The organism is Vibrio mediterranei (assembly GCF_900088415.1).
In the GTDB taxonomy this organism is placed as follows: Bacteria; Pseudomonadota; Gammaproteobacteria; order Enterobacterales; family Vibrionaceae; genus Vibrio; species Vibrio mediterranei.
This window is the reverse complement of sequence record NZ_FLLQ01000003.1, coordinates 389,798-405,200: the sequence shown is the minus strand read 5'-3', so window position 1 is coordinate 405,200 and position 15,403 is coordinate 389,798. Positions and strand designations below refer to the sequence as shown.

At 43.7% G+C, this 15,403-nt stretch carries 11 protein-coding genes; 1 reads left to right on the top strand and 10 read right to left on the bottom strand.

Annotation, left to right across the window (positions count from 1 at the left end; genetic code table 11):
* Positions 1–4: 4 nt before the first annotated feature.
* The 4 genes from galE to mglB all read right to left on the bottom strand — a co-directional run bounded on the left by galE (position 5) and on the right by mglB (position 4,960).
* Positions 5–1,024: a UDP-glucose 4-epimerase GalE gene (gene galE / locus VME0621_RS11725; RefSeq protein ID WP_006071928.1), complete on the bottom strand. Its 1,020-nt coding sequence runs from the start codon at positions 1,022–1,024 to the stop codon at positions 5–7.
* Between the two features lie 299 nt (positions 1,025–1,323).
* Complete coding sequence (mglC, locus tag VME0621_RS11720; RefSeq protein WP_038225460.1) at positions 1,324–2,331, bottom strand: galactose/methyl galactoside ABC transporter permease MglC; 1,008 nt, start codon at positions 2,329–2,331, stop codon at positions 1,324–1,326.
* Between the two features lie 10 nt (positions 2,332–2,341).
* Positions 2,342–3,850: a galactose/methyl galactoside ABC transporter ATP-binding protein MglA gene (gene mglA / locus VME0621_RS11715; protein WP_006071932.1), complete on the bottom strand. Its 1,509-nt coding sequence runs from the start codon at positions 3,848–3,850 to the stop codon at positions 2,342–2,344.
* Positions 3,851–3,985: 135 nt separating this feature from the next.
* Entirely contained in the window at positions 3,986–4,960 is a 975-nt protein-coding gene (mglB, locus tag VME0621_RS11710) for a galactose/glucose ABC transporter substrate-binding protein MglB (RefSeq protein ID WP_006071934.1), read from the bottom strand.
* A gap of 442 nt (positions 4,961–5,402) precedes the next feature.
* On the opposite strand from mglB, the gene VME0621_RS11705 reads away from it, so the two are divergent.
* Entirely contained in the window at positions 5,403–6,746 is a 1,344-nt protein-coding gene (locus VME0621_RS11705; protein ID WP_038225461.1) for an MATE family efflux transporter, read from the top strand.
* 54 nt (positions 6,747–6,800) lie between these two features.
* On the opposite strand, the gene VME0621_RS11700 is transcribed toward VME0621_RS11705, so the two are convergent.
* From VME0621_RS11700 to VME0621_RS11675, 6 genes are all read right to left on the bottom strand, one after another.
* Positions 6,801–7,886: an ABC transporter ATP-binding protein gene (locus VME0621_RS11700; RefSeq protein ID WP_062456896.1), complete on the bottom strand. Its 1,086-nt coding sequence runs from the start codon at positions 7,884–7,886 to the stop codon at positions 6,801–6,803.
* 80 nt (positions 7,887–7,966) lie between these two features.
* On the bottom strand, positions 7,967–11,071 hold the full coding sequence (locus VME0621_RS11695; protein WP_062456893.1) for a beta-galactosidase: 3,105 nt from the start codon (positions 11,069–11,071) through the stop codon (positions 7,967–7,969).
* A 13-nt stretch (positions 11,072–11,084) separates the two neighbouring features.
* Positions 11,085–11,900 (bottom strand): carbohydrate ABC transporter permease, encoded by an 816-nt coding sequence (locus VME0621_RS11690; protein ID WP_006071941.1) that lies wholly within the window; start codon positions 11,898–11,900, stop codon positions 11,085–11,087.
* Positions 11,900–12,817 (bottom strand): carbohydrate ABC transporter permease, encoded by a 918-nt coding sequence (locus tag VME0621_RS11685; protein WP_006071943.1) that lies wholly within the window; start codon positions 12,815–12,817, stop codon positions 11,900–11,902. The genes VME0621_RS11690 and VME0621_RS11685 overlap by 1 nt, the downstream gene beginning before the upstream one ends.
* Before the next feature lie 72 nt (positions 12,818–12,889).
* The gene (locus VME0621_RS11680) at positions 12,890–14,149 is read right to left on the bottom strand and encodes an ABC transporter substrate-binding protein (protein WP_062456890.1); all 1,260 of its coding nucleotides are present in this window, start codon (positions 14,147–14,149) and stop codon (positions 12,890–12,892) included.
* 254 nt (positions 14,150–14,403) lie between these two features.
* Entirely contained in the window at positions 14,404–15,348 is a 945-nt protein-coding gene (locus tag VME0621_RS11675) for a LysR family transcriptional regulator (protein WP_062456887.1), read from the bottom strand.
* Between the last annotated feature and the right edge of the window lie 55 nt (positions 15,349–15,403).

Genomic DNA, 15,403 nt, shown 5'->3' with positions numbered 1-15,403 from the left:
CGGTCTATTCGCTGTCATAACCATTAGGATTGTTTGACTGCCAATGCCATGAATCAGCGGTCATGTCTTGCAATGTACGTGTTGCTTTCCAGTTTAAATCGGCTTCTGCCTTGGCCGTACTTGCCCAGCACTCTGCGATATCACCAGGACGGCGAGGCTGCAAATCATAAGGAATTGGCTTACCACAAGCTTTCGCAAAAGCATCCACCATCTCTAGTACACTGCTGCCTTTGCCTGTGCCAAGGTTATAGATATGCAATCCAGACTTAAGACCAACGGCTTTTAACGCAGCGATGTGACCATCCGCTAAATCCATGACATGAATATAATCGCGAACGCCAGTGCCGTCTGGTGTTGGGTAATCATTACCAAACACCGCTAACTTTTCACGGCGACCAACAGCTACTTGAGCAATAAATGGCATCAAGTTGTTCGGAATACCTTTTGGATCCTCGCCCATAGTGCCCGACGGATGTGCGCCAACTGGGTTGAAATAGCGCAGTAAGGTAATACTCCACTCTTCATCCGATGTGAATACATCGCTTAAGCAACGCTCAACCATAAACTTGCTGGTACCATACGGATTAGTCGTATTGCCAACAGGAGATGTTTCAGTGATAGGTACTACTTCTGGATCACCATAGACCGTGGCAGAAGAACTGAAGATAATACTCTTCACGCCTGCTTTTCTCATTGAACGTGCAAGTACTAATGTGCCATTCACATTGTTGTCATAGTACTCGATAGGTTTGGCAACAGACTCACCCACAGCCTTGAGACCAGCAAAATGGATCACCGACTGAATTTCATTTTCTTCAAAAATACGGTCAAGTAGTGCTTCATCGCGAATATCACCTTGATAAAATGTCGGTGCTTGACCCGTTAATGCTTCAATGCGTGATAGCACGGCTTGATTCGCATTACACAAGTTATCGATGATGATAGGCTCGATACCACTTTCCAGCATTTGAACGCAGGTATGACTGCCGATATAGCCCATTCCACCCGTCACTAGTACTTTCACATTACACTCCTACGTTAAACTCTGATTATTGAGCGAGTTGTTACGCGAATACGCTCGTTATTTTCAAACTGAGGAAATTGTAGCAATAGCCAGCAAGATCGATCTGTGATCAAGCGCAAAAAGTGTAAACGTTTACACAAATTTCAATAAAAAACAGCTACCGATAGCATAAAAGTGGATATGAACACCTTTAGCCAAGGACCCTAAACCCATAGACCAAAGTTAAACGATTACACAAATTTAACCAATAGCTGTGAAAAGGAAACAAAAAGGCGCCCGAAATGGACGCCTATTGGAAGTTACTTCTTGTTCGCGTACTTCATTGAGTCAAGTGCGACTGCGAAGATAATGATGGAACCTTTAATGATGTACTGCCAGTACGGGCTTACGCCAATATAAGTCATACCATAGTTGATAACGGTGAAGATAAGAACACCGGTAACGACCCCGGCAATACTACCGACACCACCCGCGAAGGACACACCACCCACCACACAGGCCGCAATAGCATCAAGCTCGTAGAGGAAACCTAAGTTGTTGGTGGCACTACCGATACGGCCTGCTTCTAACATACCGCCGAAAGCGTAGAATACACCAGACAACGCGTACACTTTCAACAGTGTCATTGGTACGTTAACGCCCGATACTTTCGCCGCTTCCGGGTTACCACCCACTGCAAAGATGTTTTTACCAAAGACCGTCTTATTCCATAAAATCCACATAAAGATGATGGCGATAATGGCGTAGAAGGTTATGTAGGAAAACCTAAAATCTCCCATCCTTATAAAGCCTTGCGTGAACACAGAAAAGCGCTCATCGAAGCCAGCAATCGGTGATGCACCTACCGAGTCGTAATAAAGAGAGTTGATACCATAAACGATGATCATCGTACCCAGTGTGGCGATAAATGGTGTTACTTTAAGATAAGCAACGATGATACCGTTCACTAAACCGATGATTGCACCGAGAGCACAAACAACAAGGATAACTGCAACAATTGGCACTTCACCAATGCTTGGGAAAACCTTATTTACGTTGTCAACGGATTGCAGTAACGTCGCGGAGACCACCGCTGCTAAACCAACCTGACGGCCCGCAGAAAGGTCAGTACCCTGCGTCACAATCAAGCCAGCCACACCCAGAGCGATAATGACACGCACCGAGGACTGAGTCAGGATGTTACTGAAGTTACGTAAACTTAAGAAAGACGGCTCTTGAATCACGATGACCGCTAACAAGATAAAAAGAACCGCATAAATAGCCCCTTCTTTGAGGTGCTTTAGTGCAAATGTTTTTACTGAGTCCATAATATTTTTCCTAGAGGTAACGAGAGGCCAGCTCTAAAATTTCATTCTGAGTAGTATTCTTCGTCTCGACGACACCAGCAGCACGACCATTACTCATCACAAGAATTCGGTCGGTGATACCCAATAGTTCCGGCATTTCTGAAGAGATAATGATGATGCCTTTGTTCTTCTTCGCTAACTCTAAAATAAGTTGATAGATTTCGAACTTCGCACCAACGTCGATACCACGAGTTGGTTCATCAAGCATGAGAATTTCAGGTTGCGTTAACAACCAGCGACCAATGATGACCTTTTGTTGGTTACCACCAGACAGTGATCCAATCGCCGTTTCATGACCCGGCGTCTTCACGCTCATTGAATCAATCACCCATTGAGTGTCACTTTTCATTTTCTTATTGCTTAGCAAACCAGACTTGGTTTTGTATTCCTCAACGTTCGCCACTAAGGAGTTAAAGGTAATATCAAGGTTGCCATAGATACCGGTCGAGCGGCGCTCTTCGGTAACCAAAGCAAAACCATTGTTGATCGCCTCATGCGCATCTCGATTTCGCATCTCTTTGCCGTTAAGCAAAATCGTGCCTTCACTGCGCTCTCGAACACCAAAAATGGTTTCCACGATGTCAGTTCGTTTTGAACCCACCAAACCTGCAACCCCTAGGATTTCGCCGGCTTTAAGTTCAAATGAGACATCTTGAATAGAAGGTTGGTTAAGTGCGGTGAGATTTTTGACCTCAAGAATCGTTTCTTTAGGTACATTGCTTTTTTCTGGGAAACGCTGCGTCAGTTCACGACCTACCATCATGGCGATAATAGAGTCCATAGTGAGACCTTCAAGAGGGCGCGTATCGACCCATTGACCATCACGGAGAATGGTGATGTCATCACAAATGGCAAAGATCTCTTCCATTTTGTGTGAGATATAAACAACGCCACACCCTTTATCTTTCAATTTCTTGATAATGGTAAATAAGTGGTTTACCTCTTTCTCAGTGAGAGAGGAGGTTGGCTCGTCCATGATGACGATTTTTGCATCGTAAGAGAACGCTTTAGCGATTTCCAACATCTGCATTTGTGATACCGATAAGGTATTCACTTTTACTTTAGGATCGATATTGATGTCGAGTTCTTTAAAGATCTCTTTGGTATCATGATACATTTTGTCGTGATCGACAAAGAGGCCTTTCTTTGGATAGCGGCCAAGCCAAATATTATCCATAACGGTACATTGCAGTACCTGGTTCAATTCTTGGTGAACCATTGAAACCCCAGATTCCAATGCTTCTTTTGATGATTGAAAATCGACATGTTTTCCTAGGAAAACAATATCGCCTTCATCTTTTTCGTATATTCCGAATAGGCATTTTAGTAACGTCGACTTACCCGCCCCATTCTCACCCATTAACGCATGAATAGAGTGTGGTCGAACTTTAAGATTTACCTTGTCTAATGCCTTAACCCCTGGGAAAGACTTACTCACCCCTGTCATTTCTAACAGAAATTCATGCTGTTGATTTTCCATGGCATCACTTATTAATTATCTGGTATTAGGTAGAAATCAGACAAAACAATCCCATACCAATAATTTTAATGATTGGTATCGATATGCTTGGTAGGGATTAAGGGAGAAGTTATCACTTCTCCCTTATTTGCGAGATTATTCTAGAGTTGACTTATCAACGCCAACATAAGGAACACGTACAACTTTGTTGTTCAGTTCCCACTGAGTGCCTTCAGTTGCCGCTTTGCCATTTGCTAGGTTACGAGCCAATTCAAATGTTGCTTTTGCTTGAGAGTCTGCATCGTTAAGTACAGTACCCGCCATTTCACCAGACTTGATAAGCGCTAGTGCTTCCGCTAGAGCATCAACACCGAACACAGGGATATCAGCACCCGCACCTTTCAGAGCTTCTACTGCGCCCATTGCCATACCGTCGTTGTTAGCAATAACCACTTCAATCTTGTTACCGTTAGGGCCTGACAACCATGCGTCCATCTTATCTTTCGCCATCGCTGTATCCCACATGCCTGTATCCATGTGTAGCTCTTCAGTCTTGATGCCGTTGTCATTGATAGTTTTTACAGAGTACGTAGTACGTGCTTCTGCATCTGGGTGACCTGGTTCGCCTTTAAGAAGAACATAAGATAGAACGCCGTCGCCGTTCTTATCCCAAGATGGATTCGCTTTCCATTGCTGAGCAATTAAGTCACCTTGGATGATGCCTGACTCTTTAGAGTCAGTACCTACATAGTAAGCCTTATCATAGCTTGCTAGTGCTTTAGCACTTGGTTCTTTGTTATAGAAAACAATTGGCACATCATCCATTTTCGCTTTCTGGATGATAGTTGGTGCCGCTGCAGGGTCAACTAGGTTGATAGCAAGCGCTTGAACGCCACGAGCAAGCATTACATCAACTTGGTCATTTTGCATAGACTGGCTGTTCTGAGAATCGTTCATCAGGATGCGAGTATCGCTGTCTTGGCCTGCTTCTTTCTCGATAGCTTGGCGAACTACAGACATGAAGTTATCGTCGTACTTGTAGATAGTAAAACCTACTGTTGTGCTTGCAACTGCTTGAGTTCCGAAGCCCATACCAGCACATAGCGCAGCTAGAAGAGTTAACTTTTTCATTGAACAAGTCCTATTTGTTAATTTTATAGTGTTTGTGTAGGGGATAAAAACGTTATTGTTTGACTAAATTGCATTCAAAGTGAAAACGTTTAACCCAGAGTATAGTGATAAAATGAACAATTAATGTGAGGAAGTTAAAAAAATTTACAAACGTAACAACATCTGTAACGAGTTGTTTAATTTGTTTGAAATGGTTAACACATCATGTAAAAACAAGCTCTCTGAACGTTTCATAGTGTAACATCGAGATCTTGGTCTCCTTTTTTACCGAATTTTGCTGCTGTAATTCTTACGCATTCTCGATCTTCTATGAGAACGTTTACAATAGTTCGAAATATGTCAAACTATCCCCTACCTTTACTAGTGGTATTGCGTTTACTCTATTTGAGAGTACACTTGCCGCCCCTTTAATCAGCTCCTCTATTTAATTAGGCGTAATCGAATGTCTGAAAATGCTTCAGCGCTCAGCAAACGAATGAATATCGTAGCGTTGACTTGGCCAATCTTTATTGAAGTTTTGCTAAGAACCGCACTTAATACCACGGATGTGTTTATGCTCAGTGGGTACTCCGACTTAGCGGTATCCGCTGTTGGTGTTATTACCCAAATTACTTTCTTCTTGATTGTTGTTTCCATGATGGTAAGCAGTGGTACAGGAATACTTATCGCTCAATACAACGGCGCATCCAAATTCAGCGAGTCTGCACAAACTGGTGTTGCCAGTATCCTGTTAGCGGTAGTGGTCGGTGGCGTTCTCAGTCTGTCACTGTTTTTAGGGGCGGAACATTTTATCGCGCTATTTGGTCTTGAAGATCAAGTAGCAGCCTTTGGTTACGAATACCTGATCATCAGCGGCTCCATGACGTTCAATGTCACCATAGGCATAGTACTGACTACAATATTGCGTAGTCATGGTTACTCACGATCCCCTATGGTCATCAACCTCATCGCTGGGGTGATTAATATCGCCGGTAACTATGTAGCGCTGTACCAACCATTTGGGTTGCCAGTCTTTGGCGTTAGTGGCGTTGCGACTGCGACAGTAGTCAGCCAAGTGATCGGTACCTTATTGATGATCTGGGTCGTTCGTAAAAAACGCATTGAGCTGCCATTTAACCAATGGCGCGAGATCCCTAAAGCACTGTACAAAAAGATTATGAAGATCGGTGCCATGAACGCCGGAGAAATTCTCTCTTACAACATGGCGCAAATGACCATCGTATATTTCGTGGTGCAGATGGGAACCTCCTCCCTTGCCGCTTACACTTACGCACAGAACATCACTCGCGTGTCGTTTGCTTTTGCATTAGCTCTTGGGCAAGCCGGACAAATTCAGGCCAGCTACTTTATCGGTAAAGGCTGGATCGATGACATCTTAGGCCGAGTTCAAAAATACTATTTAGTGGGCCTAATCGCATCGACTGGTATTGTTGTACTGCTGTTTCTGTTCCGTTATCCATTGATTGATCTGTTCACACAAGATAGCGAAATTGTTGTTTTGGTGGCACTGCTTATTGGCGGTTCAATATTTGTCGAGTCTGGACGCGTATCCAACTTAATATTCATCGCCGCACTCAAAGGTGCTGGCGATATCAAGTTCCCTGTAAAAATGGGAATCTTGAGCATGTGGGGTATTGCGGTTCTGTTTGCCTATCTGCTTGGCATTCATTGGGGCTATGGCGTAATAGGCGCTTGGATTGCTATTGGTATGGATGAGTGGGTTCGCGGTATCGTAATGATTCGACGCTGGCGCTCTAAAGTATGGACACGCTTCGCCTTGACGTAGCGGATAAAAAGTAGCGGATAGAAAAATGGGCTAGCGATTGCTAGCCCACTTTAGTTAGATGTTCGAAATACAAAGTGAATCTAAGAAGATATGGCAATCTTCTACATTGAAACTCAGATCCAACTCATCACCACGAACCACTTCAAAGTCACCTGAAACGTGCACTCGATAGTTATCAAAGCCCGCTACCATACCAAACAGGTATGTGCTGTTCCCCAAGCGCTCTACCGCTTGTGTTGAGAAATGAAGCTTCTGCTCACCAGAGTTATCTAAAGCAATATGCTCAGGACGCAGACCAAAGCTCACCTTATCGCCTTCTTTTACTTTAGACGTATCCACCTTGACCTTAATAGACTGCTCATCTGGTAATGAAATGGTAATGCTGTCATCACCTACACTGGTAACGTGTGCAGGTAGCATGTTCATCTTTGGCGAACCAATAAAACCAGCCACAAACTCGTTAGCTGGGCTGTTGTAGAGCTCAAGCGGAGAACCTACTTGCTCTACTTGACCATCACGCAATACGACAATCTTATCAGCTAGGGTCATCGCCTCTACCTGGTCGTGGGTAACGTAGATCATCGTGGTATCAAGCTCGCGGTGCAAACTGGCAATTTGCAAGCGCATGTCTACACGCAGTTCGGCATCAAGGTTTGATAGAGGCTCGTCAAACAAGAATACTTTTGGATCACGAACAATCGCACGCCCAATCGCCACACGCTGACGCTGACCGCCTGACATATCTTTAGGTTTGCGATCCATTAGATGATCAAGTTGTAGGGCTTTTGCTGCGCGGTCTACTCGCGTTTTGATTTCGTCTTTAGGGAAGCCATTCATCTTCATCCCAAAGCCCATGTTCTCCTCAACCGTTAAATGCGGATATAGCGCGTACGATTGGAATACCATCGCAATTCCACGCTCAGCCGGGTCAACATGGTTCACCACTTTGTTATCAATTTCTAAAACACCATCGGTGATCTCTTCTAGACCAGCAATTAGACGTAGTAGCGTTGATTTACCACAGCCAGATGGACCGACAAAAACAACGAATTCGCCTTTTTTGATATCAAGATCCACACCGTGAATAACGGTTACATCACCATAGCGCTTCACTACATTGGAAAGTTTAATATCTGCCATGTTCTATCCTTTATTCTTTTTGTTCGCTTGCTAAGCGTCTCCTTAGCAAGCGAAGTTCAATCTTTATGAATGATGAAACGCTATGCGTGCGCCGACATACGCAGCGTCAATTGATAGCGATATTGTTCAGCAAGCAACTTGAATTCTTCATGAACGCTTGGTGTCCATGAGTCATCACCGCCCACGCCCATATGGAAGCCATCAACGCGCACAAACAGTTTTCCGCTATCGACCAATTCATTGGTATGTTTCGCTGCTTTCATAACTTCAGTGCTATAACGACTGACGGAGAGGTGGTGCTCACCAATAATCGATAACGCGCCAATTTGGCTCTGTTTAACATCACTGCGTAGGCCACAATCAGTTGGGAATATATAGGGCGTATGCATCTCTTCAATGGACGCTTGATAACGTCCCATATGCGCCGCCAGTTTTCTATCGCTGTAGTTTTCAAAAGGACCACGTCCATACCAGCTAACTGAATCGATTGTGTTAGCAAGTGCTAGCTCCATACCGACTCGAGGCAGTGATGGCAGACCTTTAGCCGCATTGACCGTTACATCTACGTTGACTTCACCATCATTGAAGACTTGATAAGTCCATAGTGTTTCAAACACCAACTGCCCTTCAAATGTATGAGCGTAGCGAGATTCTACTTGGTGGTATTTGCCGCGAACAAAGTGGTCAAAGCCAATACATTCGGCCGTCAACGATGGCAGACCTGCTGCATCCCAACGAGCTAGCCATGTTGTTGGGTCCACTCGGTCAGCTTCACTGGTGCCGATGTCATTATCCAATGGCGCACGGTAGAAGTTATCTTTTGGCGCTTGCAATAACGACTCTTGTCCTGCTACTAACCAAGACGTTAGATACCCTGTTGCGCTATCAAACGTAATAGATTGCTCACCCGCAGTCAGCGTCAAGGTATCACCTTTCACTACTGCATCAGGCAAACCAGAATCGTTACTTAGTCGCGGTGCTAGACCAAACTTCGCAGGCAGGGTAATTTGCTCTGCTGACACGAGATGACCAGCTTCAGACCATGTGGTTGCAGAGGTTTTTACAATCTCAACATTAAGATGGTAATCACTACCTAACTTAGTTTCTGGTAATGCTTCAGCTAACTGAATATCAAGGTGACCTTCTGGAGAGATGATTAACTCCGTAGAGCCTTGGGCAATGGCAAAACCATCTTCTGTAATAGTCCAGTTTAATACCTCATCGCTTGGCGATGTAAATAGGTACTCACTTTGTACTCGAATCACTACAGGCTCAGTAGAGCGAAGGGTGACTTGATGGAATTGCTGCGCCTTTTTCGCTTCAAACAAAGTAGGATGCACGGTGCGGTCAGGGAAAATGAGACCATTGATACAGAACTGTCGGTCATTGATGTCATCACCAAAATCACCGCCATATGCCCAGTACTGAGTACCGTTTTCGTCGGTCTTAGTCAAACCTTGGTCTACCCAGTCCCAAATGAAGCCGCCTTGTAAGCGTGGATACTCACGGAACACATCCCAGTATTTGTCGAAGCTACCTAAACTGTTCCCCATCGCATGTGCATATTCGCAAAGGATAAGCGGACGCTCTTCGCCCGGCATTCCAAGCCACTTTTTGATGGCAAGTTTTGGAGTGACCGTTGGGTCGATATGATGACGCTGATCGCTGTCCACACGAGCATACATCGGCACGATAATATCGGTTGCTGCCGTATCGGAACCGCCACCTTCATATTGTACCGGACGTGATGGATCGCGAAGTTTAGTCCATTGGTACATTGCATGATGGTTGTTACCAATACCTGACTCATTGCCTAAAGACCAAATGATAATGGATGGGTGGTTTTTATCGCGCTCAACCAAACGAGTCATTCTACGCATATACGCGTTCATCCATGTGACATCATCTGACAGACGACACATTGGGAACTGACCGTGCGTTTCGATGTTGGCCTCATCAACTAGGTATAAGCCGTATTCGTCACATAACTCATACCAAAGTGGATCATTCGGATAGTGTGCAGTGCGCACTGCATTGAAGTTGTATTGTTTAAGCAGTTTGATGTCTTCAATCATGCCTTCACGAGTCATAGTGTGACCCATTTCTGGATGATGTTCGTGACGGTTAACCCCGCGTACCAACAGTGCCTTACCGTTCACCTTCAATTGACCGTCAGTGATCTCAACGCTGCGGAAGCCAACGTTGTATGCTTCACAATCCACCAACTGACCATCTTCGTCATTAAGAGAAACCACTAGACGGTAAAGATTCGGCTCTTCAGCACTCCATTTTTTCGGGTTTTCAATAGCAACCTGATGCTCAGCGACTTCTTGCCACGGACCTTTCTCATCGATGATGCGCTGACCACATAGTGCAGACTTGCGCCCAAAGATGCTATTGCCCAATTCATCAAACAGCTCAATATTGACGCTAAATGGTGAGGCTTTCTCAGTAAGCTTAGTGGTGACGTTTAGCACTGCATCGCGGTAGCACGCATCAAGCTCAGTGTTAACCTGTACATCAGCAATGGCTGTTTTTGGCTTAGTGCGCAGAGTAACGTTACGGAAAATTCCACTCAGCCACCACATATCTTGATCTTCGAGATACGAACCGTCAGACCAACGAAGAACCATCACTGATAATTGGTTTTCACCTTCAACGACAAAGTCAGTCAGGTCGAACTCAGCCGCTAGACGACTGTCTTGAGAATAACCAACCCATACTCCATTACACCAGATATGAAATGCCGAGTTCACACCATCGAAAGTCACGGTTTGGCGCTCATCAGCTTTGACGCTGTCGAGTGTGAATGACACACGATACAACCCTGTTGGGTTATCCTGCGGCACGATTGGTGGGGTATCAGCAAATGGATACTTAACATTGGTATAGATAGGTTTATCAAACCCCTGCAGTTGCCAGTTACTTGGCACTTGAATCGCGTCCCATTGACTGTCGTCAAACGCAGTTTCAACACACGATGCTTCAACCTGCTCCGGTTGAGAGAACAACTTAAATTTCCATTCACCGTTTAGCGAGCGCATATTCTCAGACGGTTGGTTCTCTTTTGCAGCAACTTCACTGTGAAACGCATTAAGCGGCGCATGTGCGTCCAGAACGTTATGATGCGTTACATGCTGGTTTTCCCACTCTCTAGCGGAAATTACTTGATCGAAAGTTCTCATTCTAAACATCTCACTATTTCACAGAGCCAGTCATACCGGCCACAAATTGCTTCTGCATCAAAAAGAATACGGCTAGGGTTGGAATGGTTGCCACCACAGTCCCCACCATAATGATGCCAAAATCAGGAAAGTAGGCTGACGACAAAGAGGACAGCACTAAGTTAATTGTTTTTAGTTCGGCAGATTGCAATACAATCAACGGCCATAAAAAGGCATTCCACGACGTCATAAAGACGATAATAAAGGCAGCCGCGTACGTGGTTTTCATCACGGGCATATAAACAAACAGGTAGATTTTCCAATCTTTCACACCATCAACTCGCGCCGCATCAATAAGTTCTGATGGGAACGCTTTAGTACATTGGCGGAAATAGAACACAATGAATACTGAAGCAATGGTCGGCAGCATCACTGCAAGGTGAGTATCCAACAGACCTGCCTTCGCCATTAGTGTGAACAGTGGAATCATCAGCGCGGCAAATGGAATCATCATTGTCAGCAGCATGGCACTGTAAACACGGTCACGTACCTTGCTCTTATACACTTCAAAACCATAACCAGCCATAGATGAGATTAGCAGCGTAAACAGCGTACTAATAATGGCAATCTTCGAGGTATTGTAGAAAATTAGCCAAAGGTCAATTTGCTCATTCAATTTAGCTAAGTTAATCAGTAATTGGTCACCAAAAGTGAATTTACCCGTATTAACCTGAGTCGTTGTGTTAGTACTGGACACAATCATCCAATAAAACGGAAATAATGAGACTAACGAGAATATTGATAGAAATGCGTACATTAAACCACGCATCGCTTTGTTTTTATTATTCATTATTTATCCCTCGCAATTCTAAATTGAAGCATTGCTAGAATAGCGGCAAAGAATACGATGACGTACGATACCGTTGCTGCATAACCAAAGTTTGGAACAAACTTAAATGACAGGTCATAGATATACATAGATAACGTTAGAGTTTCATTCGCAGGACCACCAGCGGTAATATTCACCACCTCATCAAATAACTGCAATGTACCAATGGTCGACATAACCGTAGTAAATAGGATTACTGGCTTAAGCAAGGGAACCGTAATAAAGAAGAACTGTTTAATAGGACTCACACCTTCAATACGCGCAGCTTCATAAATTGACTTATCTATGTTCTGCATTGCAGACAAGAAGAAGATCATGTTATAGCCAGTCCAGCGCCACGTAATCGCAATAATAATGGTTACTTTGGCCCAAAATGGGTCAGCCATCCATGGAATTGGGTCGCTTACAATGCCTGTCCACATAAGGAATGAGTTCACAATACCTTCATACGCAAACATACTCTTAAATAGAATCGAGTAAGCTACCAAGGAAGTAACACATGGTAGGAAAATCGCTAAGCGGAATAAGCTTCTGAACTTAAGATTTGGTGAGTTTAAACAAGACGATAATGCTAACGAAAGCAAGATCATAATAGGCACTTGAATAATCAAGAAAATAAACGTATTCGAGAGCGCTTTTAAAAATACAGGATCGTTAAATAAACGAGTTACGTTGCCAAAACCAACGAACTCCATAATAACACCACGTCCAGAGTGCATAGCCATCCAAAGTGAATTCACTATTGGATAGATCATAAATAAGGACACTAATATGACGGCAGGTAATACGAAACCCCAGCCATTAATATCATAAAAACGCTGAAAGCTATTTTTATTGTTTTTGGAGTTAGACTTAATCGTCTTGACTAATTCACTCATAATGACACCAACAAAGAGAAGAAAAGGCCCCCACCCTGACTCGCAGCAGAGATGGGGGCAAAGGAAAAACGATTATTGAATCTGATATTTCAGTTGTTGCTCAACACTTTCTAAGACTTTGTCGATTGGTGCACCCTGCATGATTGAAGGCATCTGCGCTGCAATCGCTGCATCGACTTCATAGGTGTACATGCCATAGTTAACCGCTGGAATTTCAGCAGCCCACTTGTTGAAGTCTGCGTAAATCTTTTGGTCATTAAAGTAGCTATCTTCATATTGGTAGGCTTGTGTATTACCAGCTGGTAAGTAAGAACCTACTGCACCTTGCTTCTTAAGAATTTCGTTGTAGAACTCTTTGTCAGAGCCAAAAGTTTGATTTAAGAAGTCGATGGCTGTATCTGCTTCTTTCGATGCACTCAATACATACCAGCTTGAACCACCAAGGTTAGAGCTGTTCACTGCCCCTTCTACATTCAGGCGTGGTGTTGGCGCAACGGCCCATTTACCTTCTTGACCTTCGCCTGCTTTCACTGATGCTGTAATCCAAACACCAGTGGTAATAGAAGCAACAGCGCCACTATTTACCGAACCAACCCATTCAGACCAGCCAATGGTAGGACGCGCGATTTCTGTAGTATGAAGATCACGGAAAATCTTAATGCCTTCTTCAAGCGCTTTGTTGTTAGCAATGTTTAGGCTACCGTCTTGGTTGAAGTACCAACTGCCTGCACCTTGAATCATGACGCGCAGCAAACCAAGGTCAGATGGATTATTACCTAGCATGGAAACGCCCGTTTTCTCCTTCACTTGTTTGCCGATTTCAATGAAACGGTCCCAAGTAATATTTTCCATGTCCTTAGCGCTGAAGCCTGCTTTTTCAAGAATATCAGTACGGTAGTAAAGGCCTGATACCCCAGTATCAAATGGTAGGCCATATACTTCATCGCCGACGGTCATTACATTCACTTTGTACGGAGCAAACTTAGTGTAATCAACGACATTTGTCATAGGAGCAAATGAGCCAGGATATGACTGTAAGTATTTCTGAGCATTGTAATCTTCAATCAATACCACATCAGGCAATGCCGACGTGATTCCAGACGCTAGCATAGTATGCAGCTTCTGTTCGATATCCGCTTTCGCAAAATCAACGACTTTAATGTTTACATCTTCATGCTTCGCTTCGTATTTCTCAGCGGCTTCTTGCATGATGGCCACATTAAAGTTTGGATCCCATGCCCATACCGTGATGTCTTTCGCGAATGCTGTTTGACTGAAACAAGCTAGACCTACTGCAGAGGCCACTAATCCTTTAACCATTTGCTTCTTCATAACTGTTATTCTCATTTTTTGTAGGGGTTTTTGCTTCCATTTGGAAACGTTTACACAGAGAAACTAGCATTTATTTTTTGTAATTAAAGGGGGAGAGATGGGATTTTTGATCTATTACCGCTAGAAATTGCTTAGGTTGTGGGTCTGATCACTTTCTTAACAGAATTATTAGCAGTTAGCCTCCATATGCAACTAACTGCCAAATTTGGATACGTTAACAATTGTTACAGAGCAAATTTGTGTAATCCTTACCACTAAAGTGTGGTTTCATGCAGCGACGATAAAATGGCTTCATATATGGTGTCTTTTAGCCAATGAATTTTATCATTCATGTGCGACTGCTTTTTCCAAATCATCGAGATATCAAAATCAGCCACGGGAACAGGTGGCGGAGCAGATGTAAGGTTAGTTTGAATCAGGTTAATCTTGGCCATTTTTTCAGGCACGATCGCAAACATCTCACGACCAGTAACTAAACGCCCTATCGTCAGAAAATTTCGCGAAACGGCAGTGACCTCACGCGATAATCCAATCGACTCTAGGTGCTTATCGACTTTACTTGTAAAGTTGCCCTCCGGGCTGACTAAGCAATGTGGCAGAGAGGCGAAGGTCTCAGTATCCAATTCTCCAACCTTCACCAAACTACTGTCATAAATACAGACGTGTTTTTCAGTGTAGAGCTTTTGTGCACTAAACTGCTGCTCTAAATCGGGAATACTACCGATGATGATGTCTAAGTTTTCCTGCTCACTGACTGAACGATAATTGTGTCGATTAACATTGATAAAACTGACTTTAGCGCTTGGGGCTTGTGACACTATGGCGTCATAAATAGTTGGAGCAAAGATAAATTCGGCGTAATCAGTTAATCCTATTTTGCAGATTCCGCGATAATTTTTTGCTAAGAATTGTTCTGTGGGTAACACGTTAAATTGCACCAGATTTAATATCTGTTCTACCGTTGGATACAGCTCTGCAGCTCGCTCTGTCGGTACCATTTGATGACCTTTGCGTTCAAAAAGTCGGTCCCCACACAAAGTTCGTAACTTAGATAAACTGTGACTCATTGCTGACTGACTGACAAAGCTCTTCTCTGCCGCTACAGACACACTGCGTGTTTGGTAAAGGTGAAAGAATACGATCAACAAATTTAAATCAATACGTTTCCAATCAATCTTCTCTCGTCCAGTTTCACTCATAGTATCTATCAAATCTATTAATTTGAATCATTATAGATGAGTCAGTAGCATCGGC